Below are 25,498 nucleotides of genomic sequence, written 5' to 3'. Positions count from 1 at the left end.
ATTACAGTCTAGCGGGTTGCTTACCAAGCCACAGGTGAATGCTTCTGAACCATCCGTATTGACTAAACAGCTCGGTCAATTCGGCTTCGAGAGCCTCCAAGTCAATTGCACGGTTGTCGGTGGTATCTAATAGCATCAGTTCAATTTCGACCGAATCCCGGCGGTAAAATAGCGCTAGCCGATTGATGTTTAGTTCGGGATGACCGGTTTGATCGAGTAGTTCCCACAGAATACCGCTGATTTCGGTTCTCACAGGCAAGCTCATCGAAAGGTCATGGCCCTCCTCATCATCATAGGTATCGATATGGAAGATGGCATGGCCAACATCTTCAAATTTTTGCATTAAGCGGTGGACCGCTTTGTCCCCAATAAAGTGGCCTTCAGACGCGCTCAGGTGGGGTGCTACTTGTAGATGCATCTCTAACTGGCTCTGGCTTCCCATACTGCGACTTTTAAAGCTATGGACGCTGAGGACGCCTTCTACACCCATAATGACATCGGTATAGGCTTGAATCTGTTCTTCAGGCAAAGCGGTATCGACCAGCTCGAGAATACTTTTCCAGGTCAGATCCCAGCCGACTTTAGCAATGATCAGTGCGACACCGATGGCGGCGACAGAATCGAGCCAGCTAATACCGGCCATCGCGCCGGCGACACCGAAAAATACCACAATTGAAGAGAAGGCATCGGTACGGCTGTGCCAAGCATTGGCAATAATCAGATCCGATTTGATCCGTTTGCCAACGGTGAGGGTATAGCGATAGATCAGCTCTTTAGCCGCCACGGAGATAGCGGCAATGACTAATGCTGGCCACTCAGGCAGTTGTAATACTTCATTGCGAATCAAGGTGAGCAGGCTTTCGTAAGCCATGGCACCGGCTACAGCGACCAGCACGCAACCTAGAATAACGGTGCCAATGGTTTCAAAGCGGGCATGACCCCAAGGGTGCTCTTCATCCGGTTCTTGATGGGAGTATTTGATAATCCATACCACCAGAACATCGGTGACCAGATCAGATAGAGAGTGGATACCATCGGCGATCAATGCACTCGAATGGGCTATCATCCCGAACACAATTTTGAGCACCCCGAGTATGGTATCGATAACGGAACCGATAATAGTGATGCGTTGCGCTTGTGACTGGTGGCTACGGGATTCGAGCATGGTAAAAAAGTCCAATTCTTGACAAGGCCAATATGGTAAGTGGAACCGCTTGAATTGGCTAGTTGAAAGATTTTATTTATAAATTTATTTATAAAAAAAAGATTGACTTCTTTTCGTCACAGCAACGACGCGGAATTGAAACCTTTCTGGGATAAAAATAGACAAGACGTCGAATGAATGAGTTTTATCTAATATAAGCACCTGAAAAATAAGAAGAAAAACATCTGGTTAAAAAGTAACCGTATTGTCTGGATGGGTGTGAATTCGGGTGTCTTGGAGAGGGTAAAGCAGGGTACCCACAACGTTATCCACAATTAATGTGAGTAGATTGAGACAGCCCTTTAGTTATCTATAATCTGGCGGTTGTCCCCAGCGTCGCAGGACCCTATTATGGCCCCTCGCAAATTAAAAAGGGAGTAGGTGAGGATGGAGGGTGGCAATGTACTTTCGCTGTTATTACCGGTGGCGCTGTTTGTTATTATGTTGGGCATGGGGCTGACGTTGAAGCTCGAGGATTTTGTCCGTTTACGCTATCGCCCTGTGGCCATTGTTGCCGGTTTGGTGTTGCAGTTGATTCTGTTGCCGTTACTTGCCTGGCTGGTGGTGAGTCTGATGGATCTACCGCTTTTATTGGCGGCCGGGTTAATGATTGTCTCCTTTGCGCCCGGCGGTGCGACATCGAATATGATCAGTTATCTCTGTCGGGCGGATACGGCTCTGTCGATCTCGCTGACGGCCATCACCAGTCTCATTATTCCGTTTTCATTGCCCTGGCTTACTTGGTTAACGCTTGAGTATCTACTGGGAGAAGGCGTCATGGTGGCGTTGCCACTGTTAACCACCATTATGAAGTTGGTTGTGATTACATTAGTGCCGGTGGCGTTGGGGATCGTTATTAATCATCGATGGCCGCAGATCTGTGCGCAACTGCAGGGGCCGATAAAAGTGTTGTCGCTGGTGTTTATGGTGATCGTGGTGGTGATGATTAGTTGGGCGAACCGTGAGGTGCTGCCACAACTGCTGCCGGTGTTGAGCCCTGCGATTGTCTTACTGGCGAGTGGCGCGATGATTTTAGCGGGGTTGTTGGCTCGTTATCTGTTGCACCTGAGTACGGAAACAGCATTGACGCTGAGCATTGAGACCGGTATTCAGAATGCGGGAACGGCTTTGATGGTCACAGGGGCTTTATTGCAACAGCCGGAGATGTCATTAGCGGTGTTGCTGTATGGCATTTTGATGCAGATACCGGCGCTGTTATTAGTGGTTTGGCGTAACTGGCCGGTAAAGCAGCGATCCGTCTCAGTCGATACCCAGTAACTTATGGGTTTGTAAACTCAATTTCCATTGAGGGTTTTGTAAGCAGAACTGGATGGTGTCCCGAGTGTTCATCGGCTGCATCGGGCCATCCATCGGCTGCAGGTAAAAATGTTTAAAGGAAAGCTGTTGAAACTGCTCAGGACCGGCTAAGGGTTGCGGGTATACCAATTTAAGTTCATCACCGCTGTGCTGCACGAGTTCAGCATCGGCCTTGGGACTGACACAGATCCAGTCTATGGTGTCAGGAACAGGTAAGGTGCCATTCGTCTCGACTGCTATTTCAAAGCCTTGCTGATGCAGGGCATCGATAAGGGCTGCGTCTAGCTGTAGCAGTGGCTCTCCTCCGGTACAGACGACATAGGGCTTACCTTGCTGGCCAGTTTCGGTATCAGGCCAGAAGCTTTTAACGGTTTTGGCTAAGGCCGCCGCTGAGGTGAATTTGCCACCATTTTGCCCATCGGTGCCGACAAAATCGGTATCACAGAAATCACAGACGGCTTTGGCTCGATCTTGTTCCCGCCCGGACCAGAGATTACAGCCGGTAAAACGACAAAAAACCGCAGGCCGACCGGCCTGAGCACCTTCACCCTGAAGGGTGTAAAACATCTCTTTTACGCTGTAAGTTTTGCTCACTGAATCGCCCCGGTCTGCTGGATGCGGCTAGTCTACACAGTGGTTAAAGAAGTTTAAATAATAACTTGAGAAACGATGTTGAAATGACGAGGATATTGTCATTAATTGGCGTGCAGTACTGATACTGAATGTGGAAGAGGATAAAGAGGTAAACGTGCGGTGATCATTTGGTGTTAGGTCAACCGGCCTGACGAGACCGGCTGAGCGTTTGTTAGAAGCTGGCTTTAAGGGCGTTGAGCTTCACCGCCAAAGGCTTCGGTCAGTGCTGGAATCAAGCGAGTGAGTTCCAGTGACATCTGCACGAAGTCGGCATCAAACTGCGCAAAGGCTTCGTCAGGGCTGTCCTGATCCATCTTCTCTTTTAGTTGATCGGAGAGCTTAATCCGTTTGATGCACAGATCATCCTGCAGAATAAAGTTGAGGCTTTCCTGCCATTCCAAGGCCAACTTAACGACCCGTTTACCTGCTTCAAGGTGATGGCGAATCTCATCACTCTCAAGATCCTGTCCTTTACAGCGGATAACAGCGGTTTCGACTGCACTGTCTCTGAGTTCGCACTCATCCAATGGTTCTAGGCCGGTGTAACGGTCCTGTGGTTGCTCCAGCCAGTTCGACATAACTGCCGATGGGGATTGATTCACATCAGGCAGTACCACCGGTAGCGAGCCTAGTAGGCTGCGCAGGTGGCTGAGGAGTTCCTCTGCTCGCTTATGGCTACTGGCATCAACGATAAATAAGTTATGTTCTGGGGCGATGAGTGCCCAGGTGGTTTGGTATTTGCTGAATGCTCGGGGCAGCAGGTCGAGAACAATCTCATCTTTAAGCTGGTCTTTCTCTTTTTTATAGACTTTACGCGCCTGCTCATCCTCGATTAACTTCACTTTGTTATCGAGTTGCTGACGGATCACCTGCGTGGGAATGATTTTGTCTTCTTTTTGCGCCGCAATGAGCATAAATCCATTGCCGGCATGTACCAGCATCTCAGATAGATCGCCACTTGGGCTTACCCAGCCAAAGCGGCTAAGTTCTTGGCTACCACAGGGGGTGAAGGCTTTCTCGCTGAGCTTTTCTTCAAGTGCTTCAGGGGTATAGGTAAATGGCTGTGTGAAACGGTAAAAGATGGCATTTTTGAACCACATGAGATAAGCCTTTAATAACAGATAAAAATGAGTGGCTATTGTAAAGAGATATACCGCAGGCGACCAGAACCCATCAGAATATAATCGATGTTATATACGGTCAGGAGCGGTCGGCACCACTCCGTTATCGTTGCTATGGAAACCAGAGCCTAGCGGTGAAAGGGATCAGAGCCCTTCATAGGCCAGTAGGGTAAAAACAGGAATATCGCTTTGTTGAATCAGTGCTGAGCCGTTTAGGTCGGGCAGATCGATGAGGGCCGCTGCTTCATACACGTCGGCGCCGAGTTCTTTGATAATGGTGCTGGCGGCGAGGATGGTACCACCCGTGGCAATGAGGTCATCAAAGATCAGTACTTTATCGCCTTCGGCGACGGCATCAATCTGCATTTCGACGGCGGCAGTGCCATATTCAAGGGCATATTCGCGATGAATGGTTTTGCCCGGTAGTTTGCCTTTTTTGCGCACCAGCACTAAGGGAAGGTTGAGTTGATAGGCGATGATAGAACCAAACAAAAAGCCGCGCGCATCGATAGAGGCAATATGAGTGACTTCAGTATCGATATAACGTTCGATAAACGCATCGGCAATCATTCTGAGGGCTTTAGGGTCTTTAAAGAGAGGGGTGATATCTCTGAACATAACGCCGGGTTCTGGCCAGTCGGCTATCGTACGCATGACTGACTTTATATAACATTCATCGAAACTCATCAGGATTACCTTAGAACAGTAGGGCTAAAATCGGGTTGTGATATAAAAAGGGAGTGCATAATAACAATAATACCCGCTAAAAAGCGGGCATTATTTTTTATGATAGCGGTTTACTCAAGTGGACAAGCTTTACCATTATGCTCATGAACATCCTGAGGTTCGCCGGATAGGCGATAGATCTCTTCGAGATTGCACAGATCAATCTCTTTACCATCCACCCGTAGCAGCTCCATTTTTTGGAAGCGGGTAAAGATGCGGCTCACGGTTTCGACTGCGAGTCCGAGGTAATTACCGATTTCGTTTCTGGACATGGATAAACGGAACTGCGTTTCTGAATAGCCACGCATTTTGAATCGGATCGAGAGTTTGATCAGGAAGGTTGCCACACGTTGTTCTGCGTTTTTCTTACTGAGTAGCAACATCATCTGCTGATCATCACGGATCTCTTTGCTTAGCGTGCGCAGAATCTGACGGCGTAGCTCAGGCATCTGTCCTGATAGCTCATCGAGCCGTTCAAACGGAATTTCGCAGACTGTAGTTGTTTCGAGAATTTTGGCCGAAACAGGGTATTGATCATTATCAAAACCACTCATGCCAACCATTTCACCGGGGAAATAGAAGCCTGTAATTTGCTCTTCGCCTTCGTTGGTGAGGGTATAGGTTTTAACCGTACCAGCGCGAATAGCATAAACGGAGGTGAATGTTTCACCCTGGTGGAAGAGGTGATCGCCCTTTTTGAGAGGCCGGCTTTTATCAATAATATTATCTAGTCGGTCTATCTCAGTCATATTAAGGGACACAGGTAAACATAAAGAGCTCAGGCTGCAAGTATTACAGTGCACCTGTCTTAAGCTGTGTAGTTTCCCTTCTGAAGCCTTATGGTTGCCCATAATGATGTCCTGTTTCGTTGATTTATTAGATGTTGCTGATAAATGATTATCTACTAAATCGACGGCAGGGTGAAGTATTTCCCGAATCAAATGATGCGGGAAAAGCCTTTAGTCGGTTCCTGTTTAGGAATATAGGCATCAAAAGCCATGCAGATGCGGCGGATTAGTAAGCGCCCTGCAGGGGTGACTTCGATGCGTTTATCACTGAGGACGACTAAGCCATCGCCGGTGAATTTTTGCAATTCCTGGAGTTCCTCGGCGAAATAATCGGCGAAGCGGATATCAAATTGCGCTTCGATATCGGCCATATCGAGTTGGAAATGACAGATTAGTTGGGTGATAACGGCTCGTCTAATACGATCATCGGTGCTAAGCGTGACGCCGCGTTTAATCGCATTAGTACGCGCTTCGACGGCGCCGGTATAAGCACTCATATCATGCTCATTTTGATAATACACATCACCGATTTGACTGATCGATGACACACCCATCGCTACCAAGTCACAATCACTGTGAGTGGTATAGCCCTGAAAGTTACGATGAAGCTTGCCGTTTTGTTGCGCTAGGGCGAGTTCGTCGTCGGGTTTAGCGAAATGGTCCATGCCGATATAGACATAGCCAGCAGCCATTAACTTGCTGATGGTGGTTTCGAGAATCGCTAGTTTAGTTTCAGGGCTAGGTAGATCTTCCGCTTTAATGTGGCCCTGAGAGCGAAAACGGTCGGGCATATGGGCATAGTTAAACACTGACAGCCGGTCAGGGCTCAACTCAATAATGGTATCCAGAGTCTTAGTAAAGCTGGCCAGGGTTTGATGTGGCAGGCCGTAGATCAGATCGATATTGATAGAGCGGAAGCCAAGGCGGCGGGCTTCATAGAGGACATCGGCGATCTCTTCAACCGGTTGTACCCGATTAACCGCCTGCTGCACTTTTAGTTCAATATCTTGAACGCCAAAGCTGACCCGGTTAAAACCGATCTCACGCAATACTTTGAGCATCTCATGATCCACTTCGCGGGGGTCAATCTCGATGGAGTAATCACCGGAATCATCGTCTAACAGGGTGAAATTTTCTCTAAGCTTTTGCATCAGCTCAATCATCTGCTGATTGCTAATAAAGGTCGGTGTACCACCGCCAAGGTGCAGCTGTTCAACCGTACGATCGCCGGCATACCATTGAGATAACTGGGTCATCTCTTGATATAAGGTATCCAGATAGGGTTGCGCTTTTTTACGATTACGGGTGATGACCTTATTGCAGGCGCAGTAGTAACAGACATGGGCGCAGAAAGGGATGTGCACATAGAGCGATAAAGGCGCTGTTGTATCCGCGGTTTGCTGGCCGGTAGAGACGAGATTTTCGGCGGATAGATCCGGATTAAACTGAATCGCAGTAGGGTAAGAGGTGTAGCGAGGGCCGGACAGGTCATAACGACGGATCAGATCGAGATCCCACTTAATCAGGTTATTCTGGTTCACAACATTTCTCACTCTTACTGCAAAGGGAGGCGATTATAAGGTTTTTTGCCGAATCAGTATTGATATCAATCAATAAAGGGGCAGACCTAGTCCCAGCCAAGGAATGGTATACAGCCCAAACAGGACGATCAGCAGTCCCGCTATCGTTTGAGCTTTTCTATTTTTGAGCAGGGCTTGCACCTGGTTGGCCAGCAGGCCCGTAGCCAGCATGGCGGGAACTGTCCCAAGGCCAAAGCAGGCCATCATTAGCGCCGAGACTTTCCAGTCGCTGGCCGTTGCACTCCAGATCAGTGTGCTATACACCAGACCGCAGGGTAACCAGCCCCACAGTGCCCCTAGGGCGAGTGCTTGTAGTGGGTTGCTAACGGGAAGTAGTTTACGGCTGAGTGGTTGGATGTGGCGCCAGAGGTGATTGCCCTGTTTTTCGATATAGGCAAGGCCGCGCCATATCTGAGCCACATAGAGACCCATCAGAATAAGGATGACCCCAGCGAAAGTGCGTAACAGTACCGCCGTTGTCGGTGAGCTAATCAACCAGCCGAGGCTGCCGAGCAAGGCACCTGCAACAGTATAGCTGGCAATCCGTCCGAGGTTAAACCCGAGCAGCAGCAGAATTGGCCGTTGATTTTTTCGGTCGATACCCATCGAGACCGCACTGGAGATACCGCCACACATACCGAGACAATGGGCGCTGCCGAGCAGGCCTAACAGCAGGGCGGTGAGGGCCGAGACTTGTTCGGTCATTGGGGTTTATCAGCGGGCTTGTTAATAGGCTTGGGAATCTTCGCTTCGTCGGGAATTAAATCTTCATCATCGTCATATAAAATGCTGTGGGCTGGAGATTCTAGATCGTCTAATTGGCCGCTGTTAACCGACCAGAAGAACCCCCAGATAGCTATGCTGGCGAGTATAATAGCGATAGGGATAAGCAGGTAGATAATTGACATGGTAGTGCTTCACTTAGATTGTTGTAGCTATTCTACCTGATCAGGACGACCAAGTTTAGTCAACCGTAGGGCGTTACCCACGACGACAAGGGAGCTGACAGACATACCAATAGCCGCCATCCAAGGGGCGATCATGCCTGCGGCGGCAAGAGGTAAGGCAATCAAATTATAAAACAGTGCCCAGCTAAGATTTTGACGAATGTTCGCCCGCGTTCGCTTAGCGAGTTGTAATGCTTGCGGTAAGCGCATCAGCTCGCCGGAAATTAATACCGCATCGGCATTGGTTTTAGCGAGATCGGTCGCCGATCCCATGGCAATCGAGGTCTGTGCCCCTGCGAGTACTGGAATGTCGTTAATGCCATCCCCAACCATGATCAATTGTGCGCCATCATCCTGAAGCTGCTGGATATGCTGTAGTTTTTGCGCCGGGCTAACCCCTGAAATGACCTTGTCGATCTTTAACTGTTGGGCGATATGGCCGACTGCAGCAGAACTATCGCCGGTGAGCATCTGTACTTCAAGTCCCATCCGCTTCAGCTGTTCGATCATCTTGGGCGCTTGCTTGCGAGCGGGGTCATTCAGACCAAACCAAGCTAACGGCTGTGTTTCACTGGCCAGTAATAGCCACTGGCAATGGTTGTCAGGTGCTAAATCGAAATCGAGTAAGGTATCGCAACATTGACTGGCAAATTGAGGCTTTCCAATGAAATAGCGTTGACCATTGATACAGCCTTCTAAGCCTTGGCCGACATGGTTAGTGAGTTGCTCCGCGGGTGAGAGAGAGGCTGACTGCGTGGCTTTATGGAAGGCTCGTGCAATCGGGTGTTCGGAGTGGGCTTCTAGCGCAGCGGCTATCTCAAAACATTGTTGTTCTGAGAGCTCAGCAAGCGTCTGGGTGTTTTGCAGTGATAAATTGCCTTCGGTCAGGGTACCGGTTTTATCGAACACAATATGGGTCGCTTTGGCGAGACTCTCTAAGACATGCCCTCGGGTAATTAACAAGCCATGTTGGCGAAGTGTACCGGTCGCGGCAGTCAACGCGGTAGGCGTTGCCAGTGATAGGGCGCAAGGGCAGGTGACGACCAGGATGGATAGAGTGACCCAAAAAGCATGGCTGGGGTCGACCTGCCACCAATATAGGCCGACGGTCGCCGCAATGATGAGCACGGCTGTTACAAAATAGCCGGATACTTTATCTGCCAGCCGCGCGACTTTGGGTTTTTCCTCATGGGCGCGCTCAAGCAGGCGAACAATGGCTGAAAGCTGTGAGCTGGCACCGACCTGAGTGACTTCGACATGAATAGGGTTTTCAACATTAATGGTGCCGCCGACAACCCCGTCGCCTTCACGTTTAGTCAGGGGAAGGTATTCGCCGGTGAGCGCTGATTCGTCGATACTGCTGCTGCCTTGAACAATATTACCATCGGCGGGGATCGTATGGCCGGGTTTGACAAGAATGCGGTCGCCCTGTTGTAGCTCGTTGGCGGCAACAATGGTTTCGCCCTCGTCGGTGCAGAGAATAGCACTGGCCGGCAATAAATTGAGCAGCGCGTTGCCCGCTTTGCCGGTACGGTGGCGGGCTTTCATCTCGAGGAAACGGCCGATCAACAGGAAGAAGGTAAACATACTGACAGAGTCGTAATACACTTCGCCGCTGGCGGTTAGGGTGGCCCAGATACTAGCGGTATAAGCACCGCCAATGGCAATGGATACTGGGAGATCCATGGTTAGGTGTCGAGTACGAAGATCTCGGAAGGCGGCTTGGAAAAAAGGCCTAGCGGCATAAAAAACCACGGGCGTGGCTAAAACGAGGCTGGCCCAGCGAATAAAGTTTTCATAGTTGCTTTCAAGACTTGCGCCAGCACCGGTATAGAGCGCGACGGCCATCATCATAATCTGCATGGTGAAGACCCCAGCAATGCCTAATCGACGCATGGCTCGCTTGGTTTCTTGTTCTAGCAGCTGCTCTTCTTTATCAGGATGATAGGGGTGGCCTTGATAGCCGATACTATGCATTGCCAGAAATATATCACTGAGCTTTATCTGGTCGTCATCCCATTGTACGCGGGCGCGATGATTAGTCAGATTGACGCTTGCGAGTTTAACACCTTCTAGCGAATTTATATGATGTTCGAGTAACCAAACGCAGGCGGCACAAGTGATACCCTCGATTACGAGGGTTGCTTGTTTACTGCCATCGGCTAGTTCGGCGACAAAATGTTTCTGCACGCTGGCGTGGTTATAGAGCTCGTACTCAGCTTGCAGTTGTTCTGTGGCACTGAGAGCCTCGGGGGATGAGGCCTCATTGGTGCGGTGCTTATAATAGTTTTCCAGACCACCATCGGCGATGACCTGGGCTACCGCCTGACAACCAGGACAGCACATTTGACGCGGCTGTCCATCGATCGTAGTGAAATACTGACTGCCAGAAGGGATATCAAGTCCACAGTGGAAACAGTTCAGGTTATGCACGTTACCTTCAGGGGCATTCATTACTGCTTACGGATTACCAAAAGTGAAGCTTTGTTGATCGTAGGGAGGTTCGGCTTCATTCACCAATTCCCACTGTCTGTCTAACGGGCTAATAATCAATTTTTTATTGCCTTTGAGGGTATTTTGCAGTTCACCGCCATAGTAGCCAGGTCTGATCTGATTCAGCGTCACGCTGATATCAAGGCTGGCCTTGGTTGGGTGGCCAATAATCAGGTTTAACTGTGCCGGTAACGTTTCGCCTGTTGAGCTAGCAAGCTCTAAATTGATATCGCCAGCAACGGTGTCAAATCGAAGTGCACCGCTAAGACCTAGCGACTGCGCTACTTCTTTCAGACTGTTATCTTCGTGAAATGATTTGGCACTCTTAGTGTATTCTTCCAGTACCACACCATCATTGGTCACAACCGAGGCGGTGATATAAATAGTGGAGTAGAGGACGGTGGCAATCAGTGGAGCCAGAATAAACCATAGCCAAGGTTGTCTATACCAGGGGCCGATATCTTGATCAGTCATATGTTTCCTTAAAAAGAAATAGCTGCTCGGAAGTAAATCCGGCAGCTATTCTAACTCAGTCAATTGACGGAGGGTAGCTTAACGCTTAACAGGGCTAATAAAGCGGTTTTCTTCATTGACCACAATGCTTGGATCATCGAGCGCTTGTACTTTGAAGGTAATGTCATAGTTTGGACGATCGAGGAAGCGAGGATCGGCTTGAAGACTAATCGGGTGTACCAATAGCTCTCCAGAACGAATTAATACTTCTCGATCGCCAGCCATGGTAATACCTTCGACACCGGATACATCGATATTGAAACGGTGATCAACTTGCGACTTATTCGCCAGTTTAAGGGTATAAACGTTTTCGATCATGCCGTTAGAGGCCTGCACAAAAAGCTGTCCTCGGTCGCGGATGATATCGACTTCAAGCGGAACCCTGCTGTACAGCGTATAGCTGAAGGCGATAAACATAACGCAAATAGCAACGAAATAAGCGATTAGACGCGGACGAAGGATGTGGGTTTCGCCACCTTCCAATGCATGCTCAGTGGTATAGCGAACTAATCCACGTTCATATCCCATACGATCCATGATGTCATCGCAGGCATCGACGCAGGCACCACAGGCAACACACTCATACTGCAGACCGTTACGAATATCGATACCGACGGGGCAGACATGAACACAGTTGCCGCAATCGATACAGTCACCTAAGCCTTCTGCTTTATAATCTGCATTTTTCTTACGTTTGCCGCGATTTTCACCGCGCTTTTCATCGTAAGAGATAACCAGTGTGTCAGCATCAAACATAACACTTTGGAAGCGGGCATAGGGGCACATATAAATACAGACCTGCTCGCGCATCCAGCCCGCATTGGCATAGGTTGCCACGGTTAAAAAGCCGATCCACCAGCTTTCCCATGGACCTAAGTCCCAAGATAGCACGGAGGGTACTAATTCACGGATAGGGGTGAAATAACCAACAAACGCAATGGCAGAAGCGGCAGCGATGACTATCCAGATAGTATGCTTAGCCGTTTTTCGGGCTATTTTTTCGAGGCTCCAGCCGGCTTTGTCGAGTCGCATCCGCTGGTTGCGATCACCTTCGGTAATGCGCTCGGCCCAGATAAAAAACCAGGTCCAGACGAATTGAGGGCAGGCATAGCCACACCAAAGGCGTCCCGCAAATACGGTAACAAAGAAAAGGGTAAACGCTAGGATAATTAGCAACCAGGATAACAACATAAAGTCCTGGGGCCAGAAGGTGAAAGCAAAAATATGGAACTGTCGGCTTGGTAGGTCAAATAAGATTGCCTGATGACCATCCCATTGAATCCAAGAGAAACCATAAAACATGACCAGCATTAAGATGCCGGATATGGTTCTTAAATTTTTAAAGAACCCTTTGTAGTACTTTACATAAATATGTTCACGCTTGGCGTACAGATCGCCTTTATCGCCATTATTTGACTTTGGCGTTACATCCTTAACTGGTATTTGATTCATACCATTCCTCACCATAAAGTAGTCGAAATACCAACACCAATAGCCCTCGCATTATATTTGAGATGGTCTATTAGTGAGTTCGAATATTATACGCGGTTTAAGACTGCATTTAAGCTGCAGCACAAAAAAAGGCGATATGATTAGCATCATATCGCCTTTTTATTGATCTAAGCCTTACTTGTTAGACAAGCTGTAAACGTAAGCGGCGATGAGTTTAATCTTATCATCACTGAGTAGCGCTTTGTGTGCTGGCATAACACCGTTACGACCGGTACGGATTGTGTGGCTGATCTGCTCAAAAGAGCCACCATACAACCAGGTATTGTCGGTCAGGTTAGGCGCGCCCAATGCTTGAGTTCCTTTACCATCTGCACCATGACAAGCAGTACATAAAGCTTGGAACTGTTGTTGGCCGCGAGCAGCCATATCAGCATCATGCTCTGCACCGCTCAGTGACAAGATGTAACTTGTCACATCACGAACGCCTTCTTCACCTAGGACAGGACCCCAGGCAGGCATAGCGCCTTGACGACCTTCAGTGATGGTTTGTTGAATAGTGGCAGGAGCACCACCATACAACCAGTCATTATCGGTCAGGTTAGGGAAGCCGTGAGCACCCGCACCCGTTCCGCCATGACATACGGCGCAGTTATTGGCGAACATCCGTTGACCGATTTTCAGACCGTCGGGTTTACCTTGAAGGTCTTCAATCGACAGAGATGCATATTTAGCAAAAACAGGTTTGTATACCTCTTCAGCGTGTGCCATCTCTTCTTCATACTGACCAACAGATGACCAGCCGTAAAAACCTTTTACGTTAGCCAGACCGTATAGGCCAAGATATGCAACAGCGAAGATAACGGTTCCTACAAACATCTGGAACCACCAGCTTGGCAGAGGATTGTCATACTCTTCGATACCATCAAAGGTGTGCCCCAGAGTTTCCTCTGTTGCTTCCTTATGAGGCTCGCTTCTACGCGTGGCAAGCAGCAACAAGGTACAACCTAGTATGACTACCAGGGTAATTGTCCATACCCATGCGTTCCAAAAAGGACTCATTTTTCATTTCTCCCGTCATTGGTTATATCAGTGCCATCAGAGCCTTCGCTAGGAGAATCTTCATCCTCGTCGGCAAAGGGCAGTTGTGATGCTTCATCAAACCTTTTTCGGTTGCCGGGTAATAACACCCAGATAAATAAACCGATAAACGTAATCAGCATCAATAGAGGCAGATATGGACCATAAACTTCGTAGCTCACTCGAGTTACCGCTTGTTGGTATATTGAGAGTGGAGTTTACCCAGTGCCTGCAGGTAGGCGATAACGGCATCAATTTCAGCCTTACCTTCTACTTGCTCACGCGCTTTACTAGCTTCTTCTTCGGTGTATGGAACACCCAATTTTGCTAGGACACGCATTTTGGCAGCCGTATCTTCACCAGACAGTTTGTTTTCAAACAGCCATGGGTAAGAAGGCATTTTGGATTCGGGTACTACATCACGTGGGTTATAGAGATGGGCACGATGCCAGTCATCACTATAACGACCGCCTACACGGGCCAGATCAGGACCGGTACGCTTAGAGCCCCACAGGAACGGATGTTCCCATACGCCTTCATTAGCGGTTGAGTAGTGACCGTAACGCTCAGTCTCAGCACGGAAAGGACGAATCTGTTGAGAGTGACATACAGTACAACCCTCACGGATAAAGATGTCCCGTCCTTCGAGTTCCAGCGGCGTATACGTCCGCAGGCCTTCGATCGGCTTAGTCGTCGCGTTGGTGAAGAACAGAGGTACGATTTCAGCTAGACCACCGCCACTGATTACCAAGATAATCAGGAGGATCATCAAGCCGATGTTCTTTTCAATCGTTTCGTGTTTGATCATTTTATGTGCTCCTCTGATCCTTAAGCTGTTTGCGCAGACGAGCTAGCAACAGGTGCTTTGCTGTCTTTACGAACAGTTTGCCATACGTTGTATGCCATCAGGATCATACCGGTCAGGAAGAATGCACCGCCCAGTGCGCGTACCATATAGCCTGGGTGACTTGCTTCAAGTGCTTCTACGAAGCTGTAAGTCAGGGTTCCATCTTCGTTCACTGCACGCCACATCAAGCCTTGCAGAATACCGTTAACCCACATCGCACAGATGTACAGTACAGTACCGATAGTCGCCAGCCAGAAGTGTGTGTTAATCAAGCCAACGCTAGCCATCTGAGTTTTACCCCAGAGCTTAGGAATCATGTGATAAACAGAACCGATAGAGATCATCGCTACCCAACCCAGTGCACCCGCATGTACGTGACCGATAGTCCAGTCAGTATAGTGGGAGAGTGCGTTGACGGTTTTGATTGCCATCATAGGGCCTTCGAAAGTTGACATGCCGTAGAACGACAGAGATACAACCAAGAAGCGCAGGATAGGGTCTGTACGCAGCTTGTGCCATGCACCTGACAGGGTCATCATACCGTTGATCATACCACCCCAAGATGGTGCCAACAGGATCAGAGACATAACCATACCCAGTGTCTGAGCAAAGTCAGGCAGTGAGGTGTAGTGCAAGTGGTGACCACCCGCCCACATATAGGTTGCGATCAGAGCCCAGAAGTGAACAACAGACAAACGGTAAGAGTAGATTGGACGACCAGACTGCTTCGGTACGAAGTAGTACATCATGCCCAAGAAGCCAGCCGTTAGGAAGAAACCTACCGCATTATGGCCATACCACCACTGAACCATGGCATCGACTGCACCTGGGTAGACAGAGTATGACTTGAACAGTGTTACAGGCATTGCTGCGCTGTTAACAATGTGCAGTACTGCTACTGTCAGGATGAAGCCCATGTAGAACCAGTTACCTACATAGATGTGAGATGTCTTACGCACCTTCACAGTACCCATGAATACGATAGCGTAAGCGACCCACACAACGGTGATCAATAGATCAATCGGCCATTCCAGTTCGGCATACTCTTTAGAAGAGGTCAGACCTAGTGGCAAAGTAATGGCTGCGCTCACAATCACTAGCTGCCAACCCCAAAAGGTGAAAGCCGCTAATTTATCAGAGATCAGGCGTACTTGACTCGTACGTTGTACGACGTAGTAAGAGGTTGCGAACAATGCGCAGCCTCCGAATGCAAAGATAACGGCATTGGTATGCAACGGACGAAGACGTCCAAAGCTTAACCAAGCTGTATCAAAGTTTAGTGCAGGCCATACTAACTGGGAGGCGATTAACACACCCACGGCCATTCCGACGATTCCCCATACCACTGTCATGATGGCGAATTGACGCACCACCTTGTAATTGTAGGTTGGGTGTTCAGCTGCTGTGCTCATATCAGGCTCTCATCAACAAGCTATTAGAAAGGTTTAGAAAGTAAATTTCCGTCGGCTATTATGTTGAAACAGCGGTCACATTTCAATGCGTCAACGGTATTAGTTGCGACATAGTGCCGCAGTGCAAAAGAGAGGAAATAGGATTTTATAGACAATGATATTCATATTGATTTCATTATAGATTATTGAATTATAAGCAATTTATATGATTTTATCTTTTTCAAATCCTTGCGGTTTTAGTGGTTTATTGCTGCTTTTAGTGAATGTTGATATATATCAAGCCCACGGCAAAAGTTTATAATTTGGCTTTAGTTGATATGGATCAAGCGATAACTGGGGCATAATTAGCCGCTTTTTTAATCATGGGTGTGAGAATGTTAATAGAAGGGCGTGCAGAAAAAGGCCGTATATTGCTGGCTCATGGGGCTGGTGCGCCAATGGATAGCTTGTTTATGAATCAAGTTGCGGCAGCCATTGCTGCCGGTGGTGTTGAGGTGATCCGGTTTGAATTCCCCTATATGCAGCAGCGACGTATCGATGGTAAAAGGCGTCCGCCGGATCGGCAACCTAAACTACTTGCGTATTTCTCCGAGCTGATTGAAACATATCGTGATGATCATCTGCCGCTTTGGTTAGCCGGTAAGTCGATGGGCGGGCGTATGGCGACGATGCTGGCAGAACATGAAGCAGTGACTGGATGCTTTGTTTATGGTTATCCTTTTTATGCGGCGGGCAAACAAGATGCGCCACGTATTGAACATTTGCAGTGTGCGGTTAAACCGGTTCATATTTTTCAAGGAACTCGGGATGCGATGGGGCGTAAAGAGCAGGTTGATAGTTATGCTTTAGCCGACGCAGTGACGCTTCACTGGCTTGAAGATGGCGATCATGACTTGAAGCCGCGCAAAATGTCGGGAATAACTCAGGACGAACACATAGCGAATGCAGTAGAATCCACGCTCAAAATTATCAATAGCCATCATTGAGGTACTGTCCTGTGAATCATCTTCTGCTCTACTGTCGTCCCGGCTTTGAAAAAGAGTGTGCTGCCGAGGTGCGTGAACAATGTGAGCAGCAAGGAATTTACGGATATTGTAAATTAGAGGAAAACAGTGGTTATGCGCTGTTTGTTAGTCACCAGCCGGATGGTGCAGCGCTAGCCGTTGAGCAATTACAGTTCCACGATCTTATTTTTACCCGACAATGGATTGTCTGTCTGCCAATGATTGAGGGAGTTGATACCCAAGATAGGGTGGAGTCATTGATGCCGCTTGTCCGTGGGTTACCACAGTGTAGTGAACTCTGGGTTGAGCCGGCAGATACCACCGAAGGACGCGAAATGCAGCGGTTCTGTAATAGCTTTGGCTCCGCTTTTAGTCAGGTGTTACGTAAACAGGGCGTTCTGCAACGACAGGCGACTTATCGGCTGCATATCTTTGCGCTGTCCGGTAGCTGTTTTTATATTGGTTATGCACCCATTAATAACTCGGCTCCCTGGCCGATGGGGATCATGCGGTTAAAATTCCCGCAGCAGGCACCAAGCCGTTCGACGTTGAAACTCGAAGAGGCGTGGCACTGGTTTATACCTGAACAGCAGTGGCATCAGTATATCAGCAGTGGTAAGCGGGCGGCGGACTTAGGGGCGGCTCCGGGGGGGTGGACCTGGCAGTTGGTGAATCAGAATATGTTTGTCACCGCGATCGATAACGGCCCCATGGCTGAGTCTTTGATGGAAACAGGGCAGGTAAAGCATCTGACGGAAGATGCCTTTGCCTATCAGCCGCAGAAAGCGTTTGATTGGATGGTGTGTGATATTGTTGATAAACCAACTCGCGTTATCAAGTTGATGACTCAGTGGTTACAGGAAGGCTGGTGTCGCGAAACGGTGTTTAATCTTAAGTTGCCGATGAAGCAGCGTTATCCTGAAGTAAAGAGTTGCTTGGATTATCTGCAAACAACATTGAATGAGGCGGGGATTGATTATCGCCTTGCCGCTAAGCATCTTTACCATGATCGTGAAGAGATAACGGTGCATGTGCGGTTGTTGAGCTATCACGGTTAGTGTTGGTCCCTCAGTTTGTAGCGATAGATAGCCTCTGAGTTTTGTTCAGCGGCTATAGAGCGTTAGTGTTCTAACATTGTGCTTTATTCATCTTTTTCGAACATCGGGATCATAGCGTCCATCATCTGCTGATGGGCAGTAATGGAGTATTCTATTGGGTTGGATCAGTCATTGACCTGTTATTCTGGGCTGATCTCTTTCTTATGGCTGTTCAGCTCAAGGATGCGGCTGGTGTTGCCTTTGATCACTTGCGGGCGGGTTTTTTCCTCATGGATATGCAGCTCAAGCATATAGGTGGTCTTGTCTGCAGGGAATTTTACCGCGATCTCGTTGACCATCTTGCACGGCCCACACCAGATATCACCAAGCGCCTTCATGCCTGATTGTACGAACGCGCCATCGGCACCGATATGTTTAGCAACGGTTTTCAGCACAAAGGTTGGGCGATCCGCGCCCTTGAGGCCATTGAGCATTTTGATCTCGCGCCCATCGAGGGAGAACGGCTTGATCGGATGACTACCGGGGTCTTTTTTGATGATAATATCGATGCCCTCAATCGGATCATTGCCGCCAATGGCCATCGCGGGGGCGGCCATCATGATGCTCATCCCGAAGGCGGCTGCGCCGAGTAACAGTGTGCGTTTTAATGTCATGGTTCTGTCCTTTTTTGTGTTTATGCGGTGCGCTGTAGCGTCACGGTTGGTCTGGCCTGACTTTCCTAATATCTCCCCAACAAGGATTAGAGAGCCCCGTCAAATGTGCTGGATGGCATGGAGTTGATGGTTTTTTATACATTTTTACGCCATTGCTGCTGAACCATCAATGAATGAGTCATAATAACGCAGTTTTGCCAGCCTGTGGTGACCCAAGAATGCTCCACACCCGCTAAGGTTGTATGCCGCTGAAACGGCTGCACTTGCCAACGCTAGATGACATTGATACCGATCTGCCGCTCAATCTAGATCGCTTATATTAACGATTCATTGGTAAAAATCCATTGGCTTGCATCGCCGTCTGCTCTGTATTGGAAGCTGCTTTTCATCGAATTTGACGAGGCCAGATGCAATATAGTGCTTTCTCAGGACTCGGATCATCTTAGCACTGCTTTGCTAGCGCAAATTATTCTCATTAATTTCAGTATAATAGCGCTGATATGGCCGATAAAAGGCGATCTGATCAAAAGATGGGTTTTTCTATACCGCCGAATTTGCGACAATATGGTTCCTGATGTATTTGAGGTGGAGTTGATGGTTGAAGTTAAAGCGGATCAGGTAATGGATGCAACCGGCTTGTTCTGTCCCGAACCAGTTATGCTATTGCACAATAAAGTGCGCGAGATGGCTATTGGTGAAGTGTTGCAATTAATGGCAACTGACCCATCAACACAGCGTGATGTACCAAAGTTTTGTACCTTTCTGGGACACGAGTTGATTGACCAGAAAGCTGAAGATGATCAATTTTTTTATCTGATTCGTAAAGGCGAGTAACCTTTTTTGGGAATCAGATCCTAATTTTATAAAAGTGGCCGGTTTAGCTGGCCTATAGATAAATGGTTGAGAGAAACTTACAGTGACAGCAACAGATACTACGGATAAAACTAAAACCCGTACTCGTTCAAAAAACCGAGCAGCTAATCAAGCGGCTTTGCAACTGTTGTGCGATGCCTACCCTGAGGTTTTCAATCGGGAAAGTATGCGACCATTGAAAATCGGAATTCAGGAAGATCTGATTGCTGATGAGAAGTTGGCAAAGAATAAAATTAAACGGGCTTTGGCATCTTACGTTCGCTCCCCTTATTACTTCCGGAGTCTGAAAGAAGGTGCTGACCGGATTGGCCTAGATGGTCAGCCTGCAGGCGCTGTGACAGAGTCTGAAGCCGAGCACGCTAAGCAACAGCTGAAAGAGATTAATAAGCTGCGTCAGCAGAAGCGACAAGAAGAGCAAGCCAAGCAGAAAGCGAAGGAAAAAGAGGATCGTCTTAGCAATAAGCTGGAGATGTTATTGACCAAACGCGGTTAGTGATACCGACTTATAGCGTAAAAAAACCGCCTGCTGGCGGTTTTTTTATGGGCGTTATTTATGATGTGACAAGGCTAGCTGAGTCGTTTACATGCGTTCAGGTTTGCCATGAACCCAACCCTGAGATCCATCGACAGCCAACTGTAGCAGGGCGCTTAACTGAGTTTCCCGTTCGACGTGTTCTGCATAGACTTTGATGTCTAAGCTGTGGGCGATAGTGACCAGACTGCGGACAAAGAAACGATCTTCCGCGCTGCTGTCGAGTTCGCGTATGAGGGAACCATCAATCTTGATGTAATCAGGGTTGACTGTGTAAAGATAGCTAAAGCCTGCGGGGTTGATACCGAAATTATCGACCCCAAACAGTACGCCAGATTGTCTTAATTGATCACGAAAGAGGGCGACTTGGTTAATGTTATTTAAGACAGATATTTCATTAATTTCAATACAAAGCTGTTTGGCTATTGGTTGCTTATGAGTGGCACGAATAAGCCAATCACAAAATGCCATATCTTTAACTGAATCATTACTCAGGTTGACGGCTATTTTAAGATCAGGGTGGCGTTGCAACTGCTGTTTGACCGAGTGTAATACCGATTTGTCTAACGCCGTCATGAGGTTTAATTGTTTAACAACGCTAATGAATTCGCCAGCAGCGCAGGGCTGATCGTCCTGATTCAAAATACGGGCGTAGGCTTCGCAATGGATAGGGGCTTGTGTTTCAGACATGGGCTTAGTTGGCTGACATTGTAAAAAGATATCGCCGCTAATAATTTTATCGCTGACATGCTGATGCCAGCTGCTCTGTATATCGGGATTGCCAACACCTTTACAGTAAACGTTGGTGTTTTCTTGATGCGCGCGTTCAGCGGCGAGTTTTGCATTAGCCAGTAATTTTTCAGAACTTTCCTGTTCGGTATAAGCGATCGCACCGATATAGAGAGCATAATGTTCACTGGAGCCATTCAGTTGGCGATAATTGTCTTTAAGCGTATCGGCTAGTTTATTTAGTTCACGGCTTAATTGATCGGGGTCGGTTATATGGCTCAGTAAAATAAATTCTGAACCGCTGATGCGGCCGAGTATAGGGTCATCTGTCTGTTGAGCCAGTGCTTTCAGTTGTGCTGCGCAGGCACGAATAAAGTTATTGGCCTTTTCCACGCCGAGTTCAGCGTTGAGCCCTTGAAGGTCTGCGATATGGAGGTGAATAAGACTACCCGGGCCAAAGTCATTGCGATAGTCGAGGCGCTCGTTTAGTTGGCTCATCGTCGCACGTTGATTGCTTAGCCCTGAAAGCTCGTCTTGATAGGCAGCGTGGCGAATCTCTTCAATGTATTTGGTTTGTTCATTAAACATGGTGCGTACGCGGCGTACCATCATGTTCATGGCCAGCACCACCTGCTTCAGTTCTCGAGTGCCAGGGATGTGAGTTTGCTCAATGTATTTTTGTTGTGATAAGGCGATGGCTTGATCCTCAACCCCCTTGAGTGGGTTAAGAATATAGCGCATCAGCAAGCTGATAAAAAACAGGCTTACCAATGAAAGAATCACAAACCAAGCGAAGGTCTTTTCAGTACCCAGCCAAAGTTGCTCATACGCATAGCCCGCACGGCTTTGAACAAAGATAGAACCCGCTTTTTGCCATTGATAGGTTATTTCGCGGGTCATCTCCGGCGGTGTGATTTCTATCAGGTTAATGAACCAGTCGGGTACGCTGTCACTGATTTGGGCGTCGGTCGATTTGATATAAATAGGATCATTATCGGCGTCGACAACGCGTATCTGCTGGTAGAAACCACTGTCGAAAATGGCGTTTACCGTGGTTTCAATCACCGCTTTATCATGGTCTGCCATAAATGGAGCGAGATAAAGGCCCAGGTGGGTCGCCGTATCCTGCCCATGAGACTCGAGTTGATGTATTAGCATCGTCTTAGAGCTGTCGGACATCAGATAGACAGTGCCTGCCGCTAATCCGATCAGTACGGCGAGTACGGCTGCCATTAACTGATTTACGATTGACATGTTTGATTCCTCATTAGCGCGTTGATCAGGTTAGTAATCCTGACTCTCTATTCGTGATTGTAATTGTACCCAAGGTTTCAACTGATCAGAGGTGCCCACCAGTGTACTGCGGCGGCCCTTTTTGGATAACCATAGATTATCGCCGTTAAAACTATAGACGTGTTGTAAATCTGGGCGTCGATTCGCCGGTTTTATTTCTGGAATGAGATTGTCGAGAATCAGGGGTGTAGATTTTGGTGTTTTGTAATAGGTTAATACCATATGGGCCTGATTGAGCCTTAAGGCTTTAACATACACAATGCTGAGCTTCTCGATCGGTACTCCAACCTGACGTAGGGTGTAATATTTGGCAATCGAAAAATCTTCGCAATCGCCACCGTTAGTAATGAGAAACTCTGCCGGGCTGGCCCAGTAATCGGATTTGCCCCAGTGCTGAATATCATCGACAAAGTTTAACTGGTTAAAAAAACGGTTTACCCGATACAGTTTTTCATCATCATCAAAATCTTTGATCTCGGCGATCAGGTTTTGCCAGCTACGTAACCGCCGTTCAGCCATTTCACCATATTTACGCCCCAGTTTGTCTATCTGGGCCTCGGTCATGATAACGCTGAGCCCTGGTGCGGCGGTTAGCGTATAGGTGAATATGAGTAGTGAGAGGACCGCCATAAAGCCCAGGCGAGTTAAAAACGTACCTGTTGTGGAGCTTCTTGGGCTGTATTGGATTACTCTATACACGACGAACCGATGATGATTAAAAATGTCTTTATTGTTTCATACTCCATCGCATAACACCTGTTTTATTTACTCAAAATGGTGTTAGCCTGATTGCCCGCCGTTGGGCATTAGGTTGCACTGCTTGAGGAGTCGTTGCCATGCTTGTGTATGGCGATCTCTGGCTTGGGTATAGTGCTGCCAAAAAGGGCTATTCATGGTTAGCATTAAAGCTTGATATTGTAGCATCGTCGCTGGAATATAATTGAAATTCGCCAATAGCTGTTGATTCAGACGCAACCATTCACGGCCATCACGATCAATTTTGGCCATATAGGGTTGTAGTTCACCGGCATAATATTTATTGAAGACGTTTTTTACGATCAACGCCTTTGGGGTCGCTTGTTGGTTGTAGCATAGAGGGCGTTGTTGCAGTCTCTGCTCAATCACACTGGCGGTATGATTCAGAGTGTAAGTCATCAAATAAATAGAGCGGAGCCAGCGACTACCGTAACGCAATGTCGATAGCGCTTGATAGTGGGGTTCCAGCTGATCTAGGTTGTTCGGTTCGTCCCATCGTGTTTGATTGTGAATGATATTATTGAGCGCGGCGATGCGGTTGAAGGCTTCTAGCGCTTGTCGGGTCTGACTGAAACCGCCATCTCCCTCAAGAGGCAGCGCTGCTTCTGAGTGTGAAAAATTACGTTCAATCGCTTCGCTGGTAAATATACCGTTCCAAAGTGAGGCTTCGAAACTCTCTTTTTTGATACGATAAATTTCGTCAAGTTGTTGAGTCAGTTCCTCATCAGCTTGGCTCTGTCGTAATGTCTGCCGACAATTATTGAGTCGGCTGAGAAACTGTATTTCATAGACCAGCTGACGAGAGGGTGGCATCACCTTGCCTAGGGAGCTGTTGCGTTTGGCGACCAATGGAATTAACTGGCAATGACGCAACTTTAAAACGTCGAGTAATCCTTGTCGAAGATCGGTTACTGAACGAATACGTTCGCGTCTGCGCGGGTAAAGGGGGAGGTCGAGTGAAATATTGAGGTCTAATTGTGCATCGCTGTCTAAGCTATTCGCTACGCGGTTACTGTATCTTTCCAGCATCGACTCTACCGGCCGCTGCTCACAGCCTAGCAGCAGTAAAGTCATACTCAGCATTATAAAGTAACGGTTTGGCATTATCGTTTAATATGTCGGTAACGAAGTAACAACAGTATAGCGCCAACGGTTAAACCTGCGATCATGCCTAGCCAGAAACCTTTGGGGCCAGAGGCGGGCGTAATTAAATCGGTTAGGCCGAGGGTGTACCCCAGAGGTAGTCCGACCAACCAATAAGCGGTAAAGACAATCAGCAGTGGGTAGACAGTATCCTTATGCCCTCGGAGCAAGCCGGCGCTGGCCACTTGAATTGCATCGGGTATTTGAAATATCGCGGCGATCAGTAATAGGCTGCTGGCGAGGGTAATAATGTCATGATCAGAGGTATAGAGCCGCGCGATCGGCACGGAAAGTAGGGCGATCAGTGTGCAGGTGGTGATGGATGTTAAGATCACGATCATATAACCGCTGGCTGCGGTGACTCGAGCACCATAATAGTCTTTACGGCCGATACACTGACCGATTCTGATGGTCAGGGCCATGGCGATACTCAGCGGGATCATAAACACCATGCCAGTAAAGCTGAGCGTGATTTGATGGGCGGCAATAACCTGTTCACCTAAGCGGGCAATTAGTAGGGCGATAACGGAAAACATACTGACTTCTATCAGCATGGTAAAACCGATCGGGACACCAATACGAAGAATGTTGGTGAAGTAAACGGCTTTAAAGCGGGGCCGAATAATGAGGTTCAGGTGACGAAAATGACGAGAGTAGCGCAAATATGCGGCTCCGCTGAACGCCATGATCCACATCACGATGGTGGTTGCCCAGCCACAGCCCACGCCGCCGAGTTCTGGAAAACCAAACTTACCGTAAATTAACACGTAGTTCAGCGGGATATTGCAGAGCAACGCAAACAGCCCGATTTTCATTAACGGCTGAGTCTTACCGAGGCCTTCAGAATAACTGCGGCAGGCTTGATACAGCATAATGCCGGGCACGCCCCATGATAACGCTTCGAGATAGCCCAATGTCTTAGCTTTCAAGCAGCCGCTAACCTGCATCATCTCTAACACGGGGGCCATATTGCGTAAGATTAGCCAAGCTAGCACACTGACGCACAGCGCAATCAATACCCCTTGATGAAAGATCAGCCGCGTTCTGCGTAACTGACTGTTGCCTGCATGGTTTGCTACCATCGGGGTAACCGCCATCAACACACTGCTGAGTGAAATCAGTACCGGTAACCAGATACCTGAGCCTAGCGCCACCGCGGCTAAGTCTTCAGCGCTATAGCGGGCTGCCATCAGCGTATCGACAAAGCCCATGGCCGCCTTTGATAGCTCTGCAATTAGAATAGGGATGGCGAGTGAGAGTATGTTTCGGCTCTCACGCAGAGAGCATAGCGATGTGTATTTCAATGGCGATCAAATTATCAAAGTGACGGAAATAAAAAAACCGGAG

25 protein-coding genes are annotated in these 25,498 nt (G+C 48.2%); 5 read left to right on the top strand and 20 right to left on the bottom strand.

What is annotated here, in order from left to right; translation table 11 throughout:
• Position 1: 1 nt before the first annotated feature.
• The gene (locus KO512_RS03270; protein WP_215950912.1) at positions 2–1,165 is read right to left on the bottom strand and encodes a cation diffusion facilitator family transporter; all 1,164 of its coding nucleotides are present in this window, start codon (positions 1,163–1,165) and stop codon (positions 2–4) included.
• Between the two features lie 426 nt (positions 1,166–1,591).
• On the opposite strand from KO512_RS03270, the gene KO512_RS03265 reads away from it, so the two are divergent.
• Positions 1,592–2,482, top strand: coding sequence for a bile acid:sodium symporter family protein (locus KO512_RS03265; protein ID WP_215950911.1), 891 nt, complete (start codon positions 1,592–1,594; stop codon positions 2,480–2,482).
• Here the strand turns inward: KO512_RS03265 and queE are convergent.
• From queE to ccoN, 14 genes are all read right to left on the bottom strand, one after another.
• Entirely contained in the window at positions 2,465–3,088 is a 624-nt protein-coding gene (queE, locus tag KO512_RS03260; RefSeq protein WP_215951062.1) for a 7-carboxy-7-deazaguanine synthase, read from the bottom strand. The genes KO512_RS03265 and queE overlap by 18 nt on opposite strands.
• 251 nt (positions 3,089–3,339) lie before the next feature.
• Positions 3,340–4,254, bottom strand: a complete 915-nt coding sequence (rdgC, locus tag KO512_RS03255) for a recombination-associated protein RdgC (protein WP_215950910.1) — start codon at positions 4,252–4,254, stop codon at positions 3,340–3,342.
• Positions 4,255–4,419: 165 nt separating this feature from the next.
• On the bottom strand, positions 4,420–4,962 hold the full coding sequence (locus KO512_RS03250; protein ID WP_215950909.1) for an adenine phosphoribosyltransferase: 543 nt from the start codon (positions 4,960–4,962) through the stop codon (positions 4,420–4,422).
• A 110-nt stretch (positions 4,963–5,072) separates the two neighbouring features.
• Complete coding sequence (fnr, locus tag KO512_RS03245; RefSeq protein WP_215950908.1) at positions 5,073–5,852, bottom strand: fumarate/nitrate reduction transcriptional regulator Fnr; 780 nt, start codon at positions 5,850–5,852, stop codon at positions 5,073–5,075.
• An 86-nt stretch (positions 5,853–5,938) separates the two neighbouring features.
• Positions 5,939–7,330: an oxygen-independent coproporphyrinogen III oxidase gene (gene hemN, locus KO512_RS03240; protein WP_215950907.1), complete on the bottom strand. Its 1,392-nt coding sequence runs from the start codon at positions 7,328–7,330 to the stop codon at positions 5,939–5,941.
• A gap of 69 nt (positions 7,331–7,399) precedes the next feature.
• Positions 7,400–8,074, bottom strand: a complete 675-nt coding sequence (locus tag KO512_RS03235; RefSeq protein ID WP_215950906.1) for a sulfite exporter TauE/SafE family protein — start codon at positions 8,072–8,074, stop codon at positions 7,400–7,402.
• Positions 8,071–8,277 carry a cbb3-type cytochrome oxidase assembly protein CcoS gene (gene ccoS / locus KO512_RS03230; RefSeq protein ID WP_215950905.1) on the bottom strand — a complete coding sequence of 69 codons (207 nt, stop codon included), beginning with the start codon at positions 8,275–8,277 and terminating at the stop codon, positions 8,071–8,073. Before ccoS ends, KO512_RS03235 begins: the two co-directional genes overlap by 4 nt.
• Before the next feature lie 27 nt (positions 8,278–8,304).
• The gene (locus KO512_RS03225; protein ID WP_215950904.1) at positions 8,305–10,770 is read right to left on the bottom strand and encodes a heavy metal translocating P-type ATPase; all 2,466 of its coding nucleotides are present in this window, start codon (positions 10,768–10,770) and stop codon (positions 8,305–8,307) included.
• Positions 10,771–10,776: 6 nt separating this feature from the next.
• Positions 10,777–11,283 carry a FixH family protein gene (locus KO512_RS03220; RefSeq protein WP_215950903.1) on the bottom strand — a complete coding sequence of 169 codons (507 nt, stop codon included), beginning with the start codon at positions 11,281–11,283 and terminating at the stop codon, positions 10,777–10,779.
• Between the two features lie 78 nt (positions 11,284–11,361).
• On the bottom strand, positions 11,362–12,774 hold the full coding sequence (gene ccoG / locus KO512_RS03215) for a cytochrome c oxidase accessory protein CcoG (protein WP_215950902.1): 1,413 nt from the start codon (positions 12,772–12,774) through the stop codon (positions 11,362–11,364).
• Between the two features lie 174 nt (positions 12,775–12,948).
• Positions 12,949–13,833 (bottom strand): cytochrome-c oxidase, cbb3-type subunit III, encoded by an 885-nt coding sequence (gene ccoP, locus KO512_RS03210; protein ID WP_215950901.1) that lies wholly within the window; start codon positions 13,831–13,833, stop codon positions 12,949–12,951.
• The gene (locus KO512_RS03205; RefSeq protein WP_215950900.1) at positions 13,830–14,033 is read right to left on the bottom strand and encodes a cbb3-type cytochrome oxidase subunit 3; all 204 of its coding nucleotides are present in this window, start codon (positions 14,031–14,033) and stop codon (positions 13,830–13,832) included. The genes ccoP and KO512_RS03205 overlap by 4 nt, the downstream gene beginning before the upstream one ends.
• Positions 14,034–14,038: 5 nt before the next feature.
• Positions 14,039–14,659 (bottom strand): cytochrome-c oxidase, cbb3-type subunit II, encoded by a 621-nt coding sequence (gene ccoO, locus KO512_RS03200; protein WP_215950899.1) that lies wholly within the window; start codon positions 14,657–14,659, stop codon positions 14,039–14,041.
• A 20-nt stretch (positions 14,660–14,679) separates the two neighbouring features.
• A complete protein-coding gene (ccoN, locus tag KO512_RS03195; protein ID WP_215950898.1) occupies positions 14,680–16,110 on the bottom strand; it encodes a cytochrome-c oxidase, cbb3-type subunit I in 1,431 nt (476 codons plus the stop codon).
• A 374-nt stretch (positions 16,111–16,484) separates the two neighbouring features.
• Here ccoN and KO512_RS03190 point away from each other — a divergent pair, with 374 nt between their 5' ends.
• Together KO512_RS03190 and rlmM are read left to right on the top strand one after the other, a co-directional pair.
• Positions 16,485–17,096, top strand: coding sequence for an alpha/beta fold hydrolase (locus tag KO512_RS03190; RefSeq protein ID WP_215950897.1), 612 nt, complete (start codon positions 16,485–16,487; stop codon positions 17,094–17,096).
• A gap of 11 nt (positions 17,097–17,107) precedes the next feature.
• Entirely contained in the window at positions 17,108–18,172 is a 1,065-nt protein-coding gene (gene rlmM / locus KO512_RS03185; protein ID WP_215950896.1) for a 23S rRNA (cytidine(2498)-2'-O)-methyltransferase RlmM, read from the top strand.
• Between the two features lie 179 nt (positions 18,173–18,351).
• Here rlmM and KO512_RS03180 read toward each other — a convergent pair whose 3' ends face one another.
• Positions 18,352–18,825 (bottom strand): hypothetical protein, encoded by a 474-nt coding sequence (locus KO512_RS03180; protein WP_215950895.1) that lies wholly within the window; start codon positions 18,823–18,825, stop codon positions 18,352–18,354.
• Between the two features lie 594 nt (positions 18,826–19,419).
• On the opposite strand from KO512_RS03180, the gene tusA reads away from it, so the two are divergent.
• Both tusA and KO512_RS03170 read left to right on the top strand, forming a co-directional pair.
• Positions 19,420–19,659, top strand: a complete 240-nt coding sequence (gene tusA, locus KO512_RS03175) for a sulfurtransferase TusA (protein ID WP_252734780.1) — start codon at positions 19,420–19,422, stop codon at positions 19,657–19,659.
• Positions 19,660–19,741: 82 nt separating this feature from the next.
• Positions 19,742–20,191: a ProQ/FINO family protein gene (locus KO512_RS03170; RefSeq protein WP_215950893.1), complete on the top strand. Its 450-nt coding sequence runs from the start codon at positions 19,742–19,744 to the stop codon at positions 20,189–20,191.
• An 87-nt stretch (positions 20,192–20,278) separates the two neighbouring features.
• On the opposite strand, the gene KO512_RS03165 is transcribed toward KO512_RS03170, so the two are convergent.
• The 4 genes from KO512_RS03165 to KO512_RS03150 all read right to left on the bottom strand — a co-directional run bounded on the left by KO512_RS03165 (position 20,279) and on the right by KO512_RS03150 (position 25,455).
• The gene (locus KO512_RS03165; RefSeq protein ID WP_215950892.1) at positions 20,279–22,213 is read right to left on the bottom strand and encodes a bifunctional diguanylate cyclase/phosphodiesterase; all 1,935 of its coding nucleotides are present in this window, start codon (positions 22,211–22,213) and stop codon (positions 20,279–20,281) included.
• A 30-nt stretch (positions 22,214–22,243) separates the two neighbouring features.
• The gene (locus tag KO512_RS03160) at positions 22,244–22,816 is read right to left on the bottom strand and encodes a transglutaminase-like cysteine peptidase (RefSeq protein ID WP_215950891.1); all 573 of its coding nucleotides are present in this window, start codon (positions 22,814–22,816) and stop codon (positions 22,244–22,246) included.
• 216 nt (positions 22,817–23,032) lie between these two features.
• A complete protein-coding gene (locus tag KO512_RS03155; RefSeq protein ID WP_215950890.1) occupies positions 23,033–24,082 on the bottom strand; it encodes a DUF3080 family protein in 1,050 nt (349 codons plus the stop codon).
• Between the two features lie 29 nt (positions 24,083–24,111).
• Positions 24,112–25,455, bottom strand: a complete 1,344-nt coding sequence (locus tag KO512_RS03150; RefSeq protein WP_215950889.1) for an MATE family efflux transporter — start codon at positions 25,453–25,455, stop codon at positions 24,112–24,114.
• Positions 25,456–25,498: the final 43 nt, after the last annotated feature.

The sequence above is a fragment of the Amphritea atlantica genome, from assembly GCF_018860855.1.
Taxonomy (GTDB): domain Bacteria; phylum Pseudomonadota; class Gammaproteobacteria; order Pseudomonadales; family Balneatricaceae; genus Amphritea; species Amphritea atlantica_A.
This window is presented reverse-complemented; position numbering and strand designations above follow the sequence as displayed.

Bases quoted from the DNA above. Each gene is read 5' to 3' on its own strand.
- KO512_RS03270 (WP_215950912.1), bottom strand. From the start codon at position 1,165: ATGCTCGAATCCCGTAGCCACCAGTCACAAGCGCAACGCATCACTATT.
- KO512_RS03265 (WP_215950911.1), top strand. From the start codon at position 1,592: ATGGAGGGTGGCAATGTACTTTCGCTGTTATTACCGGTGGCGCTGTTT.
- queE (WP_215951062.1), bottom strand. From the start codon at position 3,088: ATGTTTTACACCCTTCAGGGTGAAGGTGCTCAGGCCGGTCGGCCTGCG.
- rdgC (WP_215950910.1), bottom strand. From the start codon at position 4,254: ATGTGGTTCAAAAATGCCATCTTTTACCGTTTCACACAGCCATTTACC.
- KO512_RS03250 (WP_215950909.1), bottom strand. From the start codon at position 4,962: ATGAGTTTCGATGAATGTTATATAAAGTCAGTCATGCGTACGATAGCC.
- fnr (WP_215950908.1), bottom strand. From the start codon at position 5,852: ATGGGCAACCATAAGGCTTCAGAAGGGAAACTACACAGCTTAAGACAG.
- KO512_RS03235 (WP_215950906.1), bottom strand. From the start codon at position 8,074: ATGACCGAACAAGTCTCGGCCCTCACCGCCCTGCTGTTAGGCCTGCTC.
- ccoS (WP_215950905.1), bottom strand. From the start codon at position 8,277: ATGTCAATTATCTACCTGCTTATCCCTATCGCTATTATACTCGCCAGC.
- KO512_RS03225 (WP_215950904.1), bottom strand. From the start codon at position 10,770: ATGAATGCCCCTGAAGGTAACGTGCATAACCTGAACTGTTTCCACTGT.
- KO512_RS03220 (WP_215950903.1), bottom strand. From the start codon at position 11,283: ATGACTGATCAAGATATCGGCCCCTGGTATAGACAACCTTGGCTATGG.
- ccoG (WP_215950902.1), bottom strand. From the start codon at position 12,774: ATGAATCAAATACCAGTTAAGGATGTAACGCCAAAGTCAAATAATGGC.
- ccoP (WP_215950901.1), bottom strand. From the start codon at position 13,833: ATGAGTCCTTTTTGGAACGCATGGGTATGGACAATTACCCTGGTAGTC.
- ccoO (WP_215950899.1), bottom strand. From the start codon at position 14,659: ATGATCAAACACGAAACGATTGAAAAGAACATCGGCTTGATGATCCTC.
- ccoN (WP_215950898.1), bottom strand. From the start codon at position 16,110: ATGAGCACAGCAGCTGAACACCCAACCTACAATTACAAGGTGGTGCGT.
- KO512_RS03190 (WP_215950897.1), top strand. From the start codon at position 16,485: ATGTTAATAGAAGGGCGTGCAGAAAAAGGCCGTATATTGCTGGCTCAT.
- KO512_RS03180 (WP_215950895.1), bottom strand. From the start codon at position 18,825: ATGACATTAAAACGCACACTGTTACTCGGCGCAGCCGCCTTCGGGATG.
- tusA (WP_252734780.1), top strand. From the start codon at position 19,420: ATGGTTGAAGTTAAAGCGGATCAGGTAATGGATGCAACCGGCTTGTTC.
- KO512_RS03165 (WP_215950892.1), bottom strand. From the start codon at position 22,213: ATGTCAATCGTAAATCAGTTAATGGCAGCCGTACTCGCCGTACTGATC.
- KO512_RS03160 (WP_215950891.1), bottom strand. From the start codon at position 22,816: ATGACCGAGGCCCAGATAGACAAACTGGGGCGTAAATATGGTGAAATG.
- KO512_RS03155 (WP_215950890.1), bottom strand. From the start codon at position 24,082: ATGACTTTACTGCTGCTAGGCTGTGAGCAGCGGCCGGTAGAGTCGATG.